The organism is Pantoea allii (assembly GCF_002307475.1).
GTDB classification, from domain to species: Bacteria; Pseudomonadota; Gammaproteobacteria; order Enterobacterales; family Enterobacteriaceae; genus Pantoea; species Pantoea allii.
This window is the reverse complement of record NZ_NTMH01000040.1, coordinates 455,465-475,716: the sequence shown is the minus strand read 5'-3', so window position 1 is coordinate 475,716 and position 20,252 is coordinate 455,465. Positions and strand designations below refer to the sequence as shown.

The window sequence follows — 20,252 nt, the reverse complement described above, 5'->3', positions numbered from 1 at the left end:
TTTTTCTTCCTTATTTTTGGCTTTCCGTCACGGCGGCAGGATCAACCACGTTGAGCTCATCGCTGCGCTTTTTGGCATCGCGGAACAGCAGAATAAACGCCACGGTGATCAAGACGATCATCACGCAACCAAACAGCCACATCCCTGCCCAGTTGAACGTCAGGCCGTTGCGCGGCTGACTATAGGCAAACATCTCCTGCATCAGGTAACCGCCCAGACGATAGCCCAGCAGGCTGCCTATTCCCTGACAGGCCAGGGTAATTAATCCCTGCGCAGCATTACGCATGCTGACCGGGGATTTTTTATCGACGTAGATGTAGGCGGTAATAAAGTAGAAGTCATAGCTGACACCGTGCAGCAGGATGCCCATAAATAACAGGCCATAGGTGAGCAGGTTCTGGTCGCTGCCGAAGACAAAAAACAGATAGCGCAACGCAGCCGTTACCAGGCCCAGCAGCAGCACGTTTCCGATCCCAAAGCATTTGATAAAAAATGGCAGCGCCAGTAAAAACAGAATTTCGGACATCTGCCCCAGCGTCATCCAGCCGGTGGCATGGGCCAGGCCGACCTCGGTCAGATATCCTTCCGCAAAGATGTAATAAAATGCCAGCGGCATGCTGAACAGGAAGGAACAGACAAAAAAGACGAGGAAGCTGCGATCTTTCAGCAGATGCAGGGCATCCAGTCCCAACGCCGTTCGCAGACTAAACCTGCCCGTGCTTTTAGGCTGGGTGGCGGGCAGCATAAAGGCGAACAGGCCCAACAATAGTGAGCTGGCGGCGGTGATCAGCAAAGGAATATTACTGGCGGAGATATCGCCAAAGCCCAGTAGTGACGGCAGAAAACCACAGACGATACCGGATGCGATCCAGCCAAGCGTACCCAGTACGCGGATGCGTGGATAATCGCGCTCGACATCTGCCACGTGTGAAAACGCAATACTGTTAGTGAGCGCAATGGTGGGCATATACGTCAGCGCATAAAGCAGCAACAGGGGAAAGAAACCACTGAAGTGCGTTTGCTGCGCCGCGAAATACATCAGCCCTGCGCCCACGATCATCAGCACGCCCAGCACCTTCTGCGCCTGAAAGAAACGGTCTGCCAGGGAACCCACCAGAATCGGTGACAGGATGGCGGCAAGGGAGGTACAGGCATAGCACCACGCAATTTCGACGGGCATGAAACCATTTTTGCTGAGAAAGGCCCAGAGCGGGACAAACCACGCGCCCCAGATAAACCATTCCACAAACATCATAAATGACAGGCTGGCCGTTTTCGTTTTCATTATAGTGTGTTCCCCGGTGTTGGTAAGGCCAATCTAACACCACGTACATAACCTTTATAATACCTTTAGCTGAAATTTTGAGCTACATCGCACTATCTTTCCTGCCGTTGGCGACCTTATACGCTGTTAAAGACGTCCTCTGGGTGAGGCGAAACATGACGGCTGATTCCGTCAACGGGCTTTGTTGCATCAGGACGCAAGCGGCGCGCGGGTCAAAGCGGTTATCCGTGAGTATGGTGCGATTAGCAGTATAAACGCTAAAACGATGGGCGATGAGTGGTAAGCAGTGGGCTGTGGGCTGTGGGCTGTGGGCTGTGGGCTGTGGGCCGTAAACATTTCACATAAAGCCCAGCCCACGCCTGGCTTCAGGCTGATGGCGGGACTTGTCAGGCTCCAGGGAAGCACCGGGTGCGGTAAAGCGCCGTCATCCACGACAGCGCCGCATCCCAGAATCAACACACCTTCAGTTGTGAAATCTGCGTGGCTTTTCCATACGGAATCCCATCCCGATGAGTCGGCCAAAAATAAAGCGCAGAAAGGGATACTTACGGATGATGTCAGGCATTTTACTTTTGCCCTCACTGCCCGGTTTCTTTTTACTGCTCATTTTGATTTGCAGGAACTGCGTTGCAACGGTGGGAAACTGGCGACGCTTCTGCACTTTTTCCAGATCCCTTAACGTGATCTTTCCCTTTAGCAACGGCCGGGTCAGCAGGTTTGCCGTGGCAACGGCATCCTGGATAGCAAGATTAACGCCAACGCCACCAATCGGAGACATGGCATGAGCCGCATCACCGATACAGAGGACGCCCGGCTTCGCCCACTGGTTCAGCCTGTCGATCCGGATAGACAGCAGTTTGAATTGATCCCAGCTGTCAATTTCCGCCAGGCGCGCAGGACGAAAGGGAGACACGCTGGCAATCTTGTGTTTCATCGCCTCAAGCCCCTCGGCCTGGAGCGCATCAAACTGCCCTTTCTCGATGGTTAGCCCGCACTGCCAGTAATCGCCCCTGTCGATGACGATAAAGTTGTTGCGCGGCCCGGTATGGCCCATGCCTGACTGGGGATCGTCAGACTTTTTGTCCAGACGAAACCACACCACATCACGCGGCGAGCCAAAATGCTGACTCACCAGGCCGGCCTGTGCACGTACGTTAGAGTTACGACCGTCAGCACCAATCACCAGACGGGTACGGATCTCAACCGGCTGGCCTGCCTGTGACGCGACAACACCGCTTACCTCACCCTCTTCTGTTAGCAGCTGCTTTAAGGTTGTGGATTTCAACAGGGTAAAGCCGGGAAACTGTGCGCTGCGTTCCGCCATGAAATTCAGGAAATCCCACTGTGGCATGAATGCGATAAAACGACACTGGAGTGGCAGACGCGAAAAATCGGCCATCGTCACCTCCTGGCCGCCCATTTCCGCCTGCAGCTTTTCTGCGCGCTGGTGAGGCAGTTTCAGCAGGTCATCCAGCAGACCCAGATGGTGCATCACCTCAAGGGTGGAAGGGTGAATAGTGTCACCACGGAAGTCGCGGAGAAAGTCGTCATGCTTCTCGATCACCACAACCTGCAAACCGGCACGCGCCAGTAAATAACCCAGCATCAGACCGGCCGGGCCGCCGCCGACAATACAGCAGTCAGACATAATGTGTTCAGTAGATGACATGGCTTACCCCTTAAAATGTACGTTGTCAGTGTAGGCCAGCACGGATGATTTAAGTACCGAGGGAGTACAGGGATATTGCACAGGTCGCAGCCAGAAACCGCGCGCTGACGCTGTCAGCCGGGGTATTCTTCTTTTATTTCAACCAGCACCAGCGGGCATTTTCTGACCTTACAGGCGTGATGGTAAGCCATGGAGCACACCGAACAATAGTCGGCAGAATCGGACTGGTATTCATACTCCTGAAAATAGCGGAAACCGCCGCTGTCCGCGTTGGCGCGTGCGCTGTAAAACGCGTGGTCAGCAAGCTGCTCATCCAGTTGCATGAACGTCAGTGCTGAAGGGTTGTGGTAACCCACTTTAATGCGATATGTCGTCATACCTCCATAATTACCCTGATGGAACCGGGTAGCAAATTGTTATCATTGTTGATTGTGATAGACAGCGGTTATCAGAACATCCCTTATCAGAGGCAGATGCACAGCTATAACATTTTAGCTGAGCAATTATCACAATAGTTACGAAGCTGCTGGGTAAGTGCGTCTTATTATGTTATTCCCTCGTTCGACCTCCATCAAAATTGATAACTTATTGTTGTTAACCTGAAAAAAATGGCGTTTAGCTCTTACATTTAGCGATCAAATAACATCTCGATAAATGACAACATTGTCAAAAAGATTAAATAAATTTCATTGAATTGTAAGTGAACACGCAAAGATCAAATCCCGTTGACTATCTCGTGCATCATTGCGTAAAAATTAAGCAAGCAACATATTGCTATCATATTTAAAATACACCATTAATATTATGATCATAATTCAAATTTAGCCTCACAGGAATTAACAGCACATTAACGCCACCTGTTATTGACATGTTGTTTTTACAAAAATTTAATCAATGGACCGTTTTTATCTTAAAGTGCGATAATTTTATTGATCGCATCCTTAATATTAATAGAAAAATCCTGGGGAGGATGAAATTATCTGAATTCATAAAAAGTACACTGTCTTTTTAAGTTCACAATAAATGGCACTGTTGTGGGATAAATTTCATTTTTGCGTTAAAAATAAATGAAACATAACACTTTAGGATTATTCCATGTCCATTGCGCCATGCAATCACCCAACGCGTTGAATTAGAAGGTTTAATAATGCTATGTTTATCTCACCTTCCTTAACGAGCAGCAAAACAAGCTTATGAGAAGGATTACGAGAGAAAGTATATATTGCTTTAGTTGTCGCTACCGATGTGAATTAGCCAATGAGCTAACAGAAGAAATTAAACGGTGCCCGATACAAAAAGTGGTTATTTGGCCAGCGCGGAACTACTACTTAATTAATGGCATTCTTTCCGTCGTTTCTGGTCGATATGAAAGCTTATTTACAAAAGGTTGTATATTTGTGGATTTTTCAACACACAACATACGCTTTTTTACCAGTCATAACTGGCTGGATTATTTGAAATCGCAGAGTTTAATTATCATCCTGGTTTGCGACCGCAGACTGGCATCCTTAGCTGCTTTCTGGAAAAAACAGGATAAAAGTATTAATACGGTCATTTACCCAGGAACAGCCATCGTCGATATTAAAAAATCAATTAACGCATGTTACTACGGTTTAAAAGGAGGTGAAAAAAAAGGGATTAATCCGTTAACCACTGATGAGGTTAAGTTTCTTGATCTGGTCAATCACGGATTTTCTCTGAGTGAAATATCAAAAAAAATGGAGCTTAGCGTTAAAAAAATTTACTGCATCAAAGATTCGGTTCGTAGGAAGACGGGAAGCAGCCTGAATCAGTTGTTCTCCAGTTAAAAATGTAAAAGGAAAATACCTCATGTTAAAAACCAAAGCTATGGCCTTATCCCTGTTAATCAGTGCGACGCTGGTATCAGGACAAGCATTCGCGAATTCTGATAACACCATTAACTTTCAGGGTGAAGTGAGCGATGAAACTTGCTCAGTCAACGTGAATGGTAATAACAGTGCACCGCTGGTGTTGATGCCGACAGTGGGCGTGAACGAACTGGATGCAAGCGGAAAAGTCGCGGGCAAAACGGACTTCTCCGTCGCTATCAGTGGCTGTACCGGCTCGACTAATTCAACGCGTGTATCCACCGTATTTATTGGTAACAACGTGAGCGACACCGGTAATCTGAAAAACAGTGGTAATGCTGAAAACGTCGAAATTCAGTTACTGGACCCCACCGGTGCAGAGATTAATTTAACCAGTACCTATATCGGTGATGGTGATTTAACCCTGAGCTCCGGCGAAACCGAAAAATCGGCCACCTATGCCGCGCAGTATCTGGCGACCGACGTAGCAACGGCGGGTACCGTTAGCGCTTCACTTCAATATGCGGTGACTTACCAGTAATACTGATCCGGTGCACGTCAGTTGTCTGGCGTGCACCATAAACTATTGAGAACTGATTTATGTTTATTCGCAGACTGTTATTGGCGTTGACGCTCTCGCTAGCAGTAATCCCCGCATTAACATTGCCCTTTTACGCAAACGCCAGCGTGACGATTATGGGCAGCCGTATTATTTACCCTGGGCAGGCGCGTTCTGTGGATGTGCAATTTAAAAATAACGATGCCATTCCCTATGTTATTCAGAGCTGGTTTGATAACGGTGACGAAAACTCACAGCCAGAAAATCGCGTAAATACGCCTTTTATCATTACACCGCCGGTATTCCGCATTCAGCCGAAGGCAGGTCAGGTCGCGAAGGTTATGGTGAATAACACCGTTGCACAGCCTCAGGATCGTGAATCTGTTTACTGGTTTAATACCCTGCAAATTCCGCCATCAAATATAAATCAGGATAAGACACAGAATGTCATGTTGGTGGTATTGCGTAATCGCATGAAGGTTTTTTATCGCCCTGAGCGTATTGGCGCACCAAAAAATATCCTGAAAGGCATAACAGTCACTCCCCTGTATCAGGCGAATAAAGGCAATGGGATTGAAATTGACAACCCACAACCCTGGCATGCTTCCCTGGTGGATGTTGTTTTAAAAGTAGGGAATCACACTTTTAAAAGTGAGGCCGATATGGTCTCGCCCTTTGCAAAGCAAACCTATTGGTTTAACAACAGCAAACGTTTGCAGGGTGCAGGCGTAGTTTCAATCTCGGCAGTTAACGATCAGGGAGCTAAAATCAGTGAAAACTTTACGGTTGACGTTAATTAGCCCGAAACTTATTGCTTTTACCGTCTCGGCCTGTTTTTCGTGTTATGCCTGCAGTGAAGATTATTATTTCGACGCCTCACTGTTTAAAGGGGCGACATTTGGGAAAAACATTGAACAATTCAACCAAAATGCAATTCCTGAAGGAAGTTATCTTGTTGATATTTACCTCAACGATAAAATAATTAAATCCGGCGTCAAAATTAACTTCAAAAAATTCAGTGACGAGGGAGAGGTGGAACCTTGCCTGCCGGAAGAGATCATCAGGTTAATGCAGTTAAAAAACCAGCGGGTGGAACAAACGACAGCCCACTGTCAGCCATTATCAGACTGGACGGAAGCAGGCAGCTGGCGTTTCGACCAGGCTTCACTTCGTTTGCAGTATATGTTCCCCCTTGCCAGCCTGAATCGGGTTCCCCGTGGCTATATCCCCGTTTCTGAATGGGATGAAGGCATTACGGCGTTATTTCTGCGTCACAACACTAACTTCACCTGGTCGGAAAACCGATCGTCTGATTATCGTTATCAATATTTGTGGAGCGGCATTACCGCAGGCACGAATCTGGACAAGTGGCAGTTTCGTCATCAGGGCAATATGCGCTATCTGCGCAACAGTCATAGCGGAAGCCGTTATCAGTATAATCAGGTGAGAAGCTGGGTGCAGCGTCCTGTGGAGAGCATAAACAGTCAGCTCTCATTAGGTGACAATTATACCAACAACTCGCTGTTCGGCAGTCTTGCCTTTAACGGCATTAAACTCGCCTCAGAAGAACGGATGTGGCCGCAGGGTAAACGGGGCTATGCGCCGGAAGTCCATGGTGTTGCCACCTCTGATGCCCGCGTTGTCGTTCGGCAGCTCAACAACGTGATTTACGAAACCAGCGTTCCCCCCGGCCCCTTTGTTATTGATGACTTATATAACACCAGCGGTCAGGGCGATCTTGACGTTGAGATTATTGAAGCCAACGGCAAGCGGTCCACTTTTACAGTGCCCTACTCGTCCGTGCCGGACTCTGTTCGTCCAGGAAACTGGAAATACGCGCTGGCGCTGGGGCGAGTGCGTCAATATTACAGCGTGGAAAACACGTTTTTTGAGGGGGTTTTACAGCGCGGCATCAGTAACCGTTTTACGGCAACGATCGGCTCGCGGCTGGCGAAAGACTACCAGGCCTGGCTGGCGGGCGGCGTATGGGGTTCACCGATGGGCGCCGTGGGGATGAACACCATTTTTTCACAGGCGCGCGTTGAGCAAAATAAAAACACCTCGGGCTGGCGCGCGGAGTTGAGTTACAGCAAAACGTTTGAAACTGGCACTAATCTGGTGTTGGCGGCCTACCGTTATTCCACCAGCGGCTTCCGCGATCTGCAGGACGTGTTGGGCGTCAGAAGGCAGAATGATACCGGCATCAGCTACTACTCCGATTCGATGAATCAGCGCAATCGGTTATCCGCCACCCTGAGCCAGTCATTTGATAACCTCGGCATGATCAGCCTGAGTGGCAGCACGGCTGACTACTATAACAACAAGTCACGCATCACCCAGTTACAGCTCGGTTATAACAATAGCTGGAAAAAGATCAGCTACGGTTTCAATGTTGCGCGTCAGCGCACCACATGGAATACGACGCGCGCCGAGCTAAACGTCTTCGATCAGCCGGATGACAGCCGCCAGCAGCGTTACACAGAAAATACCTTTTCATTTACGGTTTCGATGCCTCTCACCTGGCACAACACCGCTTCTGTTTCCTATCACTACAACCAGTCGAAGCAGACACAAAGCTCATCACTCTCCCTGTCGGGCTCAGCAGGTGACAACCGCGATATCGCCTATTCCCTTTATGGCGGTAGCGAGCACTACCGCAACGGCAACAGTGGACATGCACTGAACGTCGGTGGAAATGTTCAGCAGAATACCCGACTTGGGGCGTTCCGGGCCAATTACGGCCAGGGCGAAAGCTATCGCCAGGCTGGACTGGGTGCTTCCGGCAGCCTGGTTCTTCACCGGGGAGGCATCACACTTGGCCCTTACAGCAGTGATACTTTCGCCCTGGTGCAGGCCGATGGCGCACAGGGCGCACGCGTGCGCAATGGTCAGGGCGCCGTTATCGATCGCTTCGGCTATGCCATTCTCCCCTCCCTGAGCGCGTATCGCGAAAACAACATTAGCCTGGACACGCTGGATATGAACGCCGATGCCGAGCTAAGCGGAGGGAGTCATCGGGTTGTGCCTTACGCTGGCGCGGTGGTGCAGGTGAACTTCGCCACGATCAAAGGCAAAGCAGTCTTGATCTCGCTCACCAGTAATGAGGGGGAAACGCCACCTATGGGCGCGGAAGTCCGTGATGCGGATAACACCGTCATCGGCGTTGTTGGCCAGGGCGGCCAGCTGTACGCACGCGTACCTCATGACTCCGGCACGCTCAAAGTCATCTGGGATAACGACGGTCAACAAACCTGCCTGGTGAATTATCAAATTACCGGAAAGCACAACGATCACATGATCCATCTTCCCGGCTTGTGTAATAAGGAGTAACGCGTGTTGCTGATAATAACGCTTTTGTTGATCGCCACCGGACTGATTCCGCTTCCGTTACTGGCAAACTGTACGGTCGTATCCAGTCAGAGTCAGCTTTCTACGGCGGCTAAAAATGCTGGCTATACCGCGAAGTTATGGACCGGTGCCTGTGATGAATGCACGGGGAAACTGCCGTTACCTGCAATAATTAATATCAATACAGGTAGCCTGTTTCAGCCGGCAGGCACATTACTGGCCAGTGCGGTGGGTGATCCCGTCAACACGCCCATGCGGGATGCTTTTACGCCGAATCAGATTCTTTTCCGCTGCGATGCGGGCGATGTAGATAAACTCTATGAAATGTATTCCACCAATGGCGATTGGGATACAGCGGGCAAATATGCCACGAATGAAGTTGAAGGCGCTTATTATGATAAGGCCAAAAACGTGGCGGTCAGAATGACCAACCTCTCTACGGGGGAATATTACAGTCGCTACTGGAAAGCACGACAGCTTAATGCCAGCGACTGGTATTCTGACGGGGATAAAATCTATATTCCTGCCAGCGCGTTCAGCCGTGTGCTGTACGAAATGTTTAAAATTGATGGAACTGAGCGTTTCATGAATAGTGAGGCGTATTATCCTGATAAGAACAACCAACCTCGTGGCTATATCGCGTTTAAAGGTCCTGGACTACAAAGCGATGATCTGAAACCCGGTGACGACCATAGCACTAAGTATAGTGGATGGCATTTTAACTGGCCTGTTGGCTGGAGCTCCTTCAATACGGTCACCTACGTTCGCGGCGCTGCCTGCGAGGTGCAGGATTATCCTGCTGTAGTATCCCTGCCGGTGATCAGTGTAGGCGCTCTGGCTGATGGTGGCAGTAGTCAGGCGCCTTTTTCTGTCAATTTGCGCTGTGAGGCCGGGGCGATCTCCAGTATCAACAACTCCACCAAAACATCAGCCAACGTCGCGATGGGGTTTCTGGTAAACCAGCCCCGGGCCGTTACGATGGCCAACACACTCGGCCTGACCACCAGCAGCGGCGGATTAACCTGGCTGCTCGACACAAACTATGGTGATGACAATGACAGCGCCGCCTCGGGCGTGGGGATAAAAATTTATAACAGCGCTGGTGCCGCACTCAACCTGTTACCGGATATGACCAGCACCGGCACAGGCAATGCACGCGGGTGGTATGCCTATAAAGATCTGACCACGCTTGCGTCATCAGACAACGGCGAGATCTACAGCGGCGATTTTACTGCCTCTCTTGAGGCTATTCCCGGACAAGTTATCACTTCAGGAACCGTTAATGCACAGTTACAAGTGGTGGTCAGCTTTCAGTAGCAGCCTGTTTTTCCTCACGGCGATGCTGTCAGCCCAGGCAACGGCCGTTGTGAACATTGATAAAACACGTATTGTTTTCAACGCTAACGAAATGGCGCAGTCCATTAACCTGGTCAATAGCGAGAGCAGCCCTGCCGTTTTGCAAATCTGGACGGACGATGGCGACATTCATGCTTCGCCGGATAAGAGTCAAACACCGGTCATGGCCATACCGCCGGTATTGAAAATGCTGCCTGGCGAATTACGCTCACTTAAGCTGATGCTGACCTCGCGGGCGAAACTAAGAGCGGGTAAAGAGACGTTGTACTGGTTGAATATTTACCAGATACCCGCGCTCAAAAAATCGGATAACCCGAGCGAGCAAAAAGTGATTCTGCCGCTGCGTTTGCGCCTGAAAGTGTTTATACGGCCGACAGGGCTTGGTGCGCCTCAACCGGAAGATGCACAAAAGCTACGCTTTACCCGACAAAGCCAGCAAATCATGATTTCTAATCCTACGCCCTGGTATATGAGCCTGAACGTCAAAGTAGAAAAAGAGGTGCTGAGAGATATTATGGTAGAACCACAGTCTTATGTTGCGGTACCAGTCACCACACCGCTTAATCCTGGGGCAAACGTGGAATATGAAGTGATTGATGACAGGGGTAATGCTGATAAATATTACAGCATGCTTCACCCTACACCTGGGACGCAGGTGAATTAAGTATTTTTGGCACAAAGTTATATTATATAGAATTATAATGAGGCACTGAGACGCGGTGCCTCTAACAAGGTACGGTCCTCAAGGAAGCGCAGGTTTCATCTGATTAACTTTTCGTAAGCGGACAGAGCACAGCATTTAACCGGAAAGCATCATATTCGATATTATCTCTCTGATCCTCTTCATTTTCATACACCATGATTTCCATGACTGCCTCGGTAAATAGATAGCCATTAATTGGCAAAATAAACATATTTTCATTAATTATCCCCTGTTCAACGAGATTATGGTAAATTTTAACATTCTCCTTTTGATATTCCAGAAAATCGCCGACAGTGTCGAGCTTGTCAACCGAAGTCCCATAAGTTAAAATATTTCGCGTACCGTTGTAGTTAATGAATACATATCCGGGGCTAACAAATGGACCTCCGTGCCAGTTTATTATTCCAGTATCACATCCAACGTTTTCAAGTCGCATTGCTACTTTATATTTTTTTTGCTCTTCTGTAACGTCAGGATTGATTTCTACTGCACCTATCGAAAGAGTCTGTCCAGGAATGTTGTCGGTCAAGCTCCATGGGATCATTTTAGCATTTCTGAAAAACCACATGTATTGCTCCTTAATGTAATAATAAATCCTATTTTATAAAATTTTTACAACGACAATGTTCAACATCTCTCAACCTCATATAACCCTTTAAGTTCATATAGCGCATAAGAAATAATTATTACTTAGTCGTTTAAAATATAATTTTTTAGATAAAAAACCTCCTAATTATTACAGTTTAGCCATCCACTCTGGATGCGATTAATGTATGAATTAAATAACTGGTTAAACCTCTCTGTCTTTTACAGACGTTAAGAAGCGAAACCGTCAACATTTCATCTAACCAACATACATCATCATTTAAATTTTTTATTGTTCAAAATCAGTAAAGCCTTGTAATGATGGAAAATAAAAATGACACCCAATGATGAAAGTGGCATGAAGTACCCCCCTAAATTACTTATCCACCAGACTATCTATACAGATACCGGTATAACCAAGAAAAATCAAAACAGTCATATTGCATAGCGCAAAAGTAATGCAAATACATCACTTTTATTTGAATAAATTCTTTATAATTTCCAAAAAAAAATTCAAGATGGTAAATTGGTTTTATAGAGGTGGACTGACATTAAGCGATTAATGGGTATACAATATAGAGTGAACATGACAGATATAAAGGCTTTAGATAATCGGTCAGGACTTTACTCATGCTCGATTATAGTATTACCGGCGCATCATTTTACTCCCCTAGATGTCAATATTTCCTGGAAAGATGTAGTTAAAAAACCAATCTCCACATTCCGTTAGCTGCGAGCGCTGACCGGATAAACTGGTATATGAGCCTAAACGTTAAGTGAGTGATAACGTGCTGAAAGATCTTATGGTCGCACCTTGCGCATCCATATCCATCCCCGGTCGCGACTCTCATCACCCCAGCGATACTATTATGTGTCACGTAAGACGTGGTTGATAACTGCGATAATACGATGCATCAACAATAGGGGCTCAGACAGCGTCGTAAAGCTGATGGGGCCAGGCAGCGGGATGAACCGACCATGCCTGGCACTCAAGAGAAATTAGTGCTCAGAAAGATTACGCTCAACGGCCTCATATACCTCATTGCAGCTTATCGCACGTAATCCTGCCTGCTCTTCTGCGGGGCGCAAAACCTGATGGAGATGCGGATCTTGCAAAGGAGCTGCACCATCGATGGTGCTCTGGTTACTGAACAAGGCCACCGTCGGTGTTTGCACCGCCACGGCCAGATGCAAAGGCCCCGTGTCTCCCACCACTAACGTCGCAAAACCGGATATTTTTTCAGCCAGCTGGATCAGGTTGGTGGTACCCGCGACGTTGATGACGCGATCGCTGGATATCCCCATACCATCAATGATCCGTTGATTCAGCGCCTTTTCTCCCGGTGCCCCGATGAGTTCAATAATGAGATCGTCATGCCGGGCTATTAATTTCTCAATAAGCTGCGAATAGAAGGCTTCTGGCCAGCACCGTTCGGAACTGGACGCGCCAGCATGAATGCCAATAACCGGGACGGTATTCTGTTGACGTTTGAAGGGCGCAGGAATAAACATGGCGTCCGATGGCACATCAATACCGACCGCGGTGAGCATGTCTTTTTTCTGACGAATGAGATGAATGTTGCCGTTCTTTCTGTTGTCATAAAATGCAGATAAACAGCCGGCCAGAATAAAGTTTTCTTTGCCCTGGTAATCCGCATAGTAAACGTCTTTGAATATGTATTTTGAACGTGCCAGTGAGGCGGTGACAATGTCGTAAGGCGTGCGGGAGTGCAGGATAAAAGTAGCATCCACCTGATCTTTCCTTAAGGCCCGGGCCAGCGACAACATGCCGGGAAATTTTCCATCCCAGTACAGGACCTTATCGATCATTTCACTTTCTGCCACCAGGGCATGATTTCGCGGCTGAATAACCAGTATGATTCTGGCATCAGGCCAGCGTTTTTTAATCGCACCAATTGCTGGCGTGTTAAACAAAAAGTCGCCAAGCGCCGTATTCGAAATAATAGCGATATTTTTCAGGTCATCCTGTTCAGAAAAACGGTCAATCTTTTTGACGCGATAACCTGTCACCTGCCACAACGAAAGGAATAATCTGGCGGCTAGTTGTTTTGCAATTTTACTCATAGTAGTCCTGACTGACGCCTCATTATCCTTACTTTTTGTCACTGGAAAACCCGTTTATCACGCCGTTAAGCCGGCAACAACACGGGGGTTTTCGTGGTCACAGGCGAAAACTAAGGGCGCAGTATATATGATAAATCGCCAGGGGCGAAGCCACCCCGTCGGTGCCAGAAACCGGCCTGCTATCATTGACTGGCATTCTCAGCAAACCACACCGCCTGTGATGTCCTTAAGCAACCTTCACACACAAGCGACCGCACGATAACATCCTCATTCTGGAATTAGCCCAGGGTCAATTCAGCCTGTCTTTTTCTAAAAATTCATGGCGAGATTTACTGATAAAACACAGGAAAGAACTTTTGTTAGGGATGCGGGATGATCCCATGATGTCTGAAATCCAGCGAGCTTCCCCCCTGATTCCAAATAGGATGGGTGCATATCTTAATCAGAGGTTCAATTATCACTGTCAGGCAGAGGCTCTTAAGCGCGCTATTATTATGTAAAACAAGCGCCGCAGGATGTGCTAAGAAACGGGTCAACGAACCTGACATTTTTTGGCCTCTTCCCCCTATGATGCTGATACGATCTTCTATCGTATATTTAACCCAGAGGTGATTATTAATGCCATTAGGGGATTTTTAAATGGCTCAACGAAAAGATCCACGCAGTAGCCTGATGAGAGCCAAAAGCCAGCCCCTCAAATCCAGCTGTCTATCTTAATCCCCCATCCAGCCTCACCAGGCCGCTTCAATAAATCCTTAGGCCATCATAAATTCAGTGTGGATCACTCTCTTCGATAGCATTACTTTGCGGCCCGAGGCGCTAAAATGTACCTTTAATATAATGATCTACGAGTAACCTATGCTCATCCGCACACTTCTGCTTGAGAATGCTACGCAGGTATGGTGACCAACCAGGTAAAAATTGATGTCCGAAAAATGCCATCCTGCCTGTTCTTTACGTCACAGTCTGGCATTGACTGAAGGAAACGTGGGGAAGCTTCAGGGCTGAAGAAGTGTTTTTTCCCAGTCGGTGATTTTATCTTTACGGTAGTAGTATTCGCGTAAGTGCATGCGATTTTCACGGAAAGTTAAAAACTCTATCGATACGGGTATTACTTTGTAGCCGCCCCAGCGCGCCGGTTTCTCTACGGGTCCGTCAGCCGTCTCAGCCTGTGCTCGACGGTACATATCATAAAGTTCATCTTCCGAATCAAGAGGCTGGCTTTGTTTAAAACAAAGGGTAGCAAGCTGGGCGTCACGTGACCGCGAAGCCCATTCCTTTTTTGACTCCTGCTCACTGACCTGTTCAACCGTACCTTCAACTCTTACCTGCCAGCCTTTTTCTTCCCACCAAAAGGTTAGCGCGATTTTTGGGTTCTGGTTCAAATCCTTACCTTTGGGAGAATCAAACCACGTGCAAAATACGAACCCATCCTCATCAGCAGATTTGAGACCGACGAACCGGGCGCGCGGCGCGCCACTTTCTGAAACCGTTGATACGCATACTGCGCCCGGATGGGCAGGAGACACATCTCGTTTGTACTCTGTCCACCATTGATGAAACTTTGCCATAGGATTTTCTGCCATAACGCTTATCTCCTGACTTTTCGGGATGTTGATGTAGGTATTAGTTGTTATCTGACAGTCTGTCAGCTATTCCCTGCAGTTCCCTGTTCAGGGTTTCACTGATAGTTTCAATAACAGAGCCTTCAGCCACTGAATTGTTATATCTGATATCAATATGCAGTGCGTCCTTGTAGGAACAGTAGAAAAATGAAAGTGCATTTTTCGCGATCACCGGCCCTGCTAAATCAACCTCATGAACACCGTGTCTGCTGTCACTGAAGAGCTTAGGGCTTTCAGCCACAATCAGCGAGATTCTTCTGCGCCCGGTCAAATCAGCGGTCTCCCCCCAACTGAGCTGACATAAACGGATGTGTTCAGCTATGGCTTGTTCCATTGCAATCAACTGACGGAGGAGGCTTTCCTCAGCAGGCAGGCTGATACTGAAAGGTACTATCGTAATCATATTTGCAATGACGGCATGGTTCTCGCGATTACGGTTACCTATTGGTGAGTGAAATTCCAGCCGGTCCAGCGTGCAGAGTGCCTGATGCGCGCGCCATACTGCATAAGACACCAAAGCATGCAGCGAAATATTCGTATCCGTTAGCAGCCGGTTTAGCAGTGAAGCAGGTAGATAATCGCACACAAGCACTTTAATCATTCCTTCTGTACACCCTGACGAAACCGTGGCAGGAATCATCCCAAAAAGCATGGACGGCCTTTCAAGCACAGATTGCTGAGCCCAGAACTGTTTTATACCAGTTTGCTCATCCGGCTGCTGTTGCCAGACGCGGTTAGCATATGCATGAAGGGGGGTTACCGGAGGTGACGCCTGTCCGTCAAGTAGAGCCAGCAGTGCATTTATCAACCACCTGCATGCGTAACCATCCGCAATCACGTGTGCAAAATGCAGCATGAGTTGAGGGCCTTTACTTCCACTTTTGAGCTGGAAATAGAACAGTTTGCCTTCTTCAAAATCAAAATCCTGTGACAGTAGACTTGTAGAAGAATCCTTCAATTCATAGTTATCTACTTCGTCATGGATGTGGGCATCATATTGCCAGACGTCACCATCCTGTTCACGGATTTTCAGATGAAGAGAAGGAACATCCTGGAGCAGACTCCAGACGCCTTTTCTCAGGGATTCCTCGGAATACCGCTCGGAAAACTGTAAGGTCACAGACACCGCATCTCGGCGTATCTGATATCTAAAATAATTGTCACAGTAGTATCCCTGCGATGGCAGTGTCCGGCTGAACGTCGGTATTTCAGGGGCACCATCAGACTGCTCAACGGCAGATGTGGGTAATGTTTCACACGCTTTAGCCAGGCTATGCAGCAACTGTTTTTTATCAGGGGTGGGTAGCCTGATCCCATAGGCCATTTCCAGCTCAATTATCAGCTCAACAATCTCCAAAGAGGTGAGATGCAGGTCTCCAAGCGTATAATGTGACGGAAAGGCGTAAGCCTTGATACGTCTGGCCATCAGGCGCAGGTTTTTCTCTTCGAGCGCCTGTTCATAGTGCTTACGGAGTGCATGTTCATCAGCTTTTCCGTTGGGATTCAATGGAAGGTTATCGACCTGACAGATGTGATTAGGCAGTGCATATTCAGGCAAATGGTTTGCGAGGTGCTCATAGACCTTTTCGGCAACATCGGGTTGAGTGGACGTCACGAAAGCCACAATATGCTCAGTACGCTCATTATTTAATACTGATACATGAACATCCCGGATATGATCGACTGCTGAAATGTTCCGGGTAATTTCATCAAGATCGATACGAAAGCCTCTTACTTTTACCTGATTATCGCCACGCCCTATTATAAAGAACGAGCGACCTTCCCTATAAACGATGTCTCCTGTGTCATAGCGTCGTGTCGTGCCCTCACGACTGAAACGTTCATCCGTTGCCGCGTTCAGATAGCCGAGTGCCACAGACCTTCCCTCGACCACCAGTCGGCCAGGCTGCCCGTCTGAGGTCATCTTCTGGTTATTCTCATCCACGATATGGAGCGAATTATCTCCAAATGCCTCGCCCACTTTAGCCGCAGGACACAGGGTATCTGCGTCTGTCACCTGATGCCATGTGACAAAAACGCTACACTCAGTTGGTCCATAAATGTTGAAAACCTCGCAGCCTTGTTCAGCCACAAACGCCTCCCACCAGGGTTTCAGGGTGGCATAATTGATTTTTTCTCCGCCAAAAATGATTTTTTTATGCACACGCTCATAGCTGCCATTCTGAAGTGCGAGCATCTGGCGCCCCACTTCATAAAACCAGGAGGGGGTCATGGCCACGACTTCTGCCGGTGAGTCGAGGATGGCTTCTGCCAGCAGCCGGGGAACATCACGAGTTGACTGATCAATGATGTGCAAAAGCCTGCCATGGTAAAGATAAGGCAACGTTTCAATCACAGAAAAGTCAAAACTGCATATGCGATTTGCCATTGATGAAGACCCGAACATCGGGGTTTCAGTAAAAGCCTTGACCACACTGGCAATATTATCCCAACTCAGCGCAATGGCTTTTGGCACACCAGTACTTCCCGAGGTATGAAGTATCAGGCATTCCGCGCCAGGCTCAACATCGGCAGGGATAACCAATTCATCATTATCAATGAGATTTTCGAAAAGCTGATCAATGTTAACGCCAGGGATATCATCGGTGTGTAGATCAGTAATAATAAGGTCCAGCGCAAGCGTGCGGGTAATCTCTTCAATACGTGTTTTCGGCAAGCTTTTTGCCAGAGGGACACAGGTGATACCGGCATGATGAAGTGCCAGAACCGTTATCTGCTGACGTGGTGAAGGATCAACGAGCATTGCCACCCTGCTGAGCGTTACAGGCCAATGGTTGAGTAATTTATCTGCAAGACAGTGCGTAAGGTATCGTACTCTGTCGCGTGACAGGATCTCATTTTTATAGATGATCGCAGTGTCCTGTCCCTGCGGAAGTCTGAAAAAACGCATTCATTACCTCACTTTACTTCATTGAATATTTTTGCCTTGTTATCGACCTGAATCCTGCTAAAAATGCATGACGCGATTATCAGCGCTGCGACTGTAATCAGATACCAGCGGTCACCGATACCGGCGTGAATAAAAGCGCCCCCCAGGAGCGGGGCTAAAGCCATGCCGGTCATATATATGTTGTAAAAAGAGAAATATCCGCCCTTGAATTCGGAGGGCGTGAGTAACTCCATTGCAAAATTGGAGGTAGAGATAGCGACCAATTCGCCCAGGGTAAATATCAGAGCAAAAACCGCAACGGTAAATTCACTGTTCAGCAGATTAAAAAAAACCATCAGTTGGCTCACTATCATCACGCCTAGTGCAGCTTTCAGGCGAAAGGACAGTGTAAGATGCCTTAAGGCATGATTAAGCGGGAAATAGGCAATCAATACCATGAGCGTGTTGATTACCTGCACAGTTGCATAGTAGTGCAAGGCTGTTTTCTGAGATAACTGCTGGCTCAGCAACATCAGTAAAACAGTATCGTTACTGGCCATGACCATATAAAAAAGAACGCTGAACACACACAACATCATGAATGAACGGTCGCGAAAGATCCGTTTCAGGCTTGCTGACATGGTGGGGCTGTTGGTGTTTCGTCTTGTCTCTTGTCGGCAGTAAAACGTATATAACGCTATCAAGAGTGCCATGGCGAGAGAACCGTACAAAAGGTAGGTTCGTCCCTGTAGTCCCAGTAGAGCGACCAAAGCAGGTGCCAATGCTCCACCCACGTTGACATAGTAATATCGGGCATTGTGTGCACTCTCGGCGAGTTCACGTGTCGCGCTATTACTGAGGTTGACTTTAAAGCCCGTTTCCAGACAGCGCGTAGAGAGAACCAGAAGGTTCAGGCCGGCGACGGCTGCCGGAAGGCTCTGAACTAACAGCAGAGACAGCCCTGCCATCAGTGTCAAACTGGCTGTAGGGAATACGATATTAAGATGACCGCGGTCAATTGCCGTTCCCGCTAATTGTGTCGAAAAGAACGCCGTGAGTGTGGCAAGGAAAAGCAAGAGGCCAGTGTCAAGTGTATTGAGTCCGTAATCTTGCTGAAAGACCAAAACCATATAAGGCCATGCGATAAAATAGATTAGGCGAATAAAAAATGTTCCTGCTAACTCTTTACCGCAGCGCTTATGAACGGCAATGACAGGCTTTAGAAATGATAGTGAATTAGCTTCCATACGATTCCTGAAATTTGATGTCTTCATAGCCCGATGAGAAGAAGTGAAGCACTGCACCACCACCGGATGATGTGAATGAGAATGTCTCCGTTTCTGTCAGCGTGTCTCCTCCCATGAAAAGTCCCTGTATCCCCTTTCTTTTTAGAGCCCTGTATGCCGCATGGGCATACTGACTACCGGGCACACTGAGCGGACCTGCAGCGAAAAAGGAAATGCCATCAGGACCCGTTACATCTGCCAGAAACTCCTCGCTGAAGATAAAATCCACTATCCTGTCTCTGTCACGGACCTGCAGTAGAGGTCGTCGCACCATCCTACCTTGAGCATCAGAGACGATCAGGACCTCTGGTATGTATAAGGGCAGATTAAACGACACATTTTCAGGTAAGGGAAAACAGTCAGACTGCCCGATCTGGATACCACGCGCTTTGAGTAGACTGTTCAGAACGGCGCCTCCTGCAATGACGCGGTCAACATAAGGAAGCCGGGGATGATGGAAGAGAAACTGCAGCTTCTCCTTTTTATTCCCCCCCAGCAGCAGTATGGTGGGCCTGTGGCGGTAAAGAGCAGAATGTATCTGCTCAAGCTCCTCAAGCTGCGACAGCACCCCCTCTGAGTAACACCACGGAATGAAAGCTTTGATCGCGCAGTTCGACGCATTTTTCCTGTGTAATTTAGAAAAACCGCCGATCACCAGTCGATCTCCCGGCTTTGCCAGATCTGCTGCAAACGTCGCGTCGTTCTGTTGCTCCTCAGGATAAAAACGTGTATTTCCCATGAGCGCGACTTCGCCTTCTGACAGTCGGGCAATAAAGTCTTGCGCCTTCCGGCCCACACAGTCAGGGAAATAATGGACATGCTGCTGCAAACGTTCGCTCAGAAGGGATGCAATCCACGGGGTAGGTTCTGCTGTTTTCTTGAAATAATCTCCCTGATGGTTATAGATCAGAATGGACTGTTGGCCATTCATGAGCGATTTGATCGACTCAGCATCTTCGTTAATTCTGGGGTGCGTTCGCACCCCAGAGGAAATATTGATGCCGGCGCTGTACAGGATCACCGGTGCTCTCC

Annotated in this window: 15 protein-coding genes; 6 read left to right on the top strand and 9 right to left on the bottom strand. The window is 48.1% G+C overall.

The features are described from left to right. Nucleotides 1-10: 10 nt before the first annotated feature. The 3 genes from CMR03_RS19370 to CMR03_RS19360 all read right to left on the bottom strand — a co-directional run bounded on the left by CMR03_RS19370 (nucleotide 11) and on the right by CMR03_RS19360 (nucleotide 3,331). Nucleotides 11-1,285, bottom strand: a complete 1,275-nt coding sequence (locus CMR03_RS19370) for a nucleoside permease (protein ID WP_096012365.1) — start codon at nucleotides 1,283-1,285, stop codon at nucleotides 11-13. A gap of 463 nt (nucleotides 1,286-1,748) precedes the next feature. Beyond that, nucleotides 1,749-2,954: an FAD-dependent oxidoreductase gene (locus CMR03_RS19365; protein WP_096012364.1), complete on the bottom strand. Its 1,206-nt coding sequence runs from the start codon at nucleotides 2,952-2,954 to the stop codon at nucleotides 1,749-1,751. Between the two features lie 113 nt (nucleotides 2,955-3,067). Continuing rightward, entirely contained in the window at nucleotides 3,068-3,331 is a 264-nt protein-coding gene (locus CMR03_RS19360; protein WP_096012363.1) for a hypothetical protein, read from the bottom strand. An 816-nt stretch (nucleotides 3,332-4,147) separates the two neighbouring features. Between CMR03_RS19360 and CMR03_RS25655 the strand changes: the two genes are divergently transcribed. The 6 genes from CMR03_RS25655 to CMR03_RS19330 are packed head-to-tail and all read left to right on the top strand — an operon-like array spanning nucleotide 4,148 to nucleotide 10,710. Further along, on the top strand, nucleotides 4,148-4,762 hold the full coding sequence (locus tag CMR03_RS25655) for a LuxR family transcriptional regulator (RefSeq protein ID WP_241536735.1): 615 nt from the start codon (nucleotides 4,148-4,150) through the stop codon (nucleotides 4,760-4,762). Between the two features lie 22 nt (nucleotides 4,763-4,784). Further along, nucleotides 4,785-5,324: a fimbrial protein gene (locus tag CMR03_RS19350; protein ID WP_096012362.1), complete on the top strand. Its 540-nt coding sequence runs from the start codon at nucleotides 4,785-4,787 to the stop codon at nucleotides 5,322-5,324. 59 nt (nucleotides 5,325-5,383) lie between these two features. Continuing rightward, nucleotides 5,384-6,142, top strand: a complete 759-nt coding sequence (locus CMR03_RS19345; protein ID WP_096012361.1) for a fimbria/pilus periplasmic chaperone — start codon at nucleotides 5,384-5,386, stop codon at nucleotides 6,140-6,142. Further along, nucleotides 6,114-8,672: a fimbrial outer membrane usher protein gene (locus CMR03_RS19340; protein WP_096012360.1), complete on the top strand. Its 2,559-nt coding sequence runs from the start codon at nucleotides 6,114-6,116 to the stop codon at nucleotides 8,670-8,672. Before CMR03_RS19345 ends, CMR03_RS19340 begins: the two co-directional genes overlap by 29 nt. A 3-nt stretch (nucleotides 8,673-8,675) precedes the next feature. Next, nucleotides 8,676-10,007: a fimbrial usher protein StbD gene (gene stbD / locus CMR03_RS19335; RefSeq protein WP_244181398.1), complete on the top strand. Its 1,332-nt coding sequence runs from the start codon at nucleotides 8,676-8,678 to the stop codon at nucleotides 10,005-10,007. After that, nucleotides 9,973-10,710, top strand: a complete 738-nt coding sequence (locus CMR03_RS19330) for a fimbrial assembly chaperone (RefSeq protein ID WP_096012359.1) — start codon at nucleotides 9,973-9,975, stop codon at nucleotides 10,708-10,710. The genes stbD and CMR03_RS19330 overlap by 35 nt, the downstream gene beginning before the upstream one ends. Nucleotides 10,711-10,813: 103 nt before the next feature. Here CMR03_RS19330 and CMR03_RS19325 read toward each other — a convergent pair whose 3' ends face one another. The 6 genes from CMR03_RS19325 to pgk form a co-directional block, all read right to left on the bottom strand. Then, entirely contained in the window at nucleotides 10,814-11,317 is a 504-nt protein-coding gene (locus CMR03_RS19325; RefSeq protein WP_096012358.1) for a hypothetical protein, read from the bottom strand. A gap of 1,016 nt (nucleotides 11,318-12,333) precedes the next feature. Further along, the gene (locus tag CMR03_RS19320) at nucleotides 12,334-13,419 is read right to left on the bottom strand and encodes a glycosyltransferase family 9 protein (protein ID WP_096012357.1); all 1,086 of its coding nucleotides are present in this window, start codon (nucleotides 13,417-13,419) and stop codon (nucleotides 12,334-12,336) included. Nucleotides 13,420-14,417: 998 nt separating this feature from the next. After that, entirely contained in the window at nucleotides 14,418-15,014 is a 597-nt protein-coding gene (locus CMR03_RS19315) for a pyridoxine/pyridoxamine 5'-phosphate oxidase (RefSeq protein WP_279627546.1), read from the bottom strand. 31 nt (nucleotides 15,015-15,045) lie between these two features. Continuing rightward, a complete protein-coding gene (locus CMR03_RS19310) occupies nucleotides 15,046-17,955 on the bottom strand; it encodes an AMP-binding protein (RefSeq protein ID WP_096012355.1) in 2,910 nt (969 codons plus the stop codon). 8 nt (nucleotides 17,956-17,963) lie between these two features. Next, nucleotides 17,964-19,181, bottom strand: a complete 1,218-nt coding sequence (locus CMR03_RS19305; RefSeq protein ID WP_063879119.1) for an MFS transporter — start codon at nucleotides 19,179-19,181, stop codon at nucleotides 17,964-17,966. Further along, nucleotides 19,171-20,241 (bottom strand): phosphoglycerate kinase, encoded by a 1,071-nt coding sequence (gene pgk / locus CMR03_RS19300; protein WP_158086995.1) that lies wholly within the window; start codon nucleotides 20,239-20,241, stop codon nucleotides 19,171-19,173. The genes CMR03_RS19305 and pgk overlap by 11 nt, the downstream gene beginning before the upstream one ends. Nucleotides 20,242-20,252 lie beyond the last annotated feature (11 nt).

What these genes read in the sequence shown, in the direction of transcription:
- CMR03_RS25655 (WP_241536735.1), top strand. Translation starts at nt 4,148, where the DNA reads ATGAGAAGGATTACGAGAGAAAGTATATATTGCTTTAGTTGTCGCTAC.
- CMR03_RS19320 (WP_096012357.1), bottom strand. Translation starts at nt 13,419, where the DNA reads ATGAGTAAAATTGCAAAACAACTAGCCGCCAGATTATTCCTTTCGTTG.
- CMR03_RS19330 (WP_096012359.1), top strand. Translation starts at nt 9,973, where the DNA reads ATGCACAGTTACAAGTGGTGGTCAGCTTTCAGTAGCAGCCTGTTTTTC.
- CMR03_RS19305 (WP_063879119.1), bottom strand. Translation starts at nt 19,181, where the DNA reads ATGGAAGCTAATTCACTATCATTTCTAAAGCCTGTCATTGCCGTTCAT.
- CMR03_RS19350 (WP_096012362.1), top strand. Translation starts at nt 4,785, where the DNA reads ATGTTAAAAACCAAAGCTATGGCCTTATCCCTGTTAATCAGTGCGACG.
- CMR03_RS19325 (WP_096012358.1), bottom strand. Translation starts at nt 11,317, where the DNA reads ATGTGGTTTTTCAGAAATGCTAAAATGATCCCATGGAGCTTGACCGAC.
- CMR03_RS19310 (WP_096012355.1), bottom strand. Translation starts at nt 17,955, where the DNA reads ATGCGTTTTTTCAGACTTCCGCAGGGACAGGACACTGCGATCATCTAT.
- CMR03_RS19360 (WP_096012363.1), bottom strand. Translation starts at nt 3,331, where the DNA reads ATGACGACATATCGCATTAAAGTGGGTTACCACAACCCTTCAGCACTG.
- CMR03_RS19370 (WP_096012365.1), bottom strand. Translation starts at nt 1,285, where the DNA reads ATGAAAACGAAAACGGCCAGCCTGTCATTTATGATGTTTGTGGAATGG.
- CMR03_RS19345 (WP_096012361.1), top strand. Translation starts at nt 5,384, where the DNA reads ATGTTTATTCGCAGACTGTTATTGGCGTTGACGCTCTCGCTAGCAGTA.
- CMR03_RS19365 (WP_096012364.1), bottom strand. Translation starts at nt 2,954, where the DNA reads ATGTCATCTACTGAACACATTATGTCTGACTGCTGTATTGTCGGCGGC.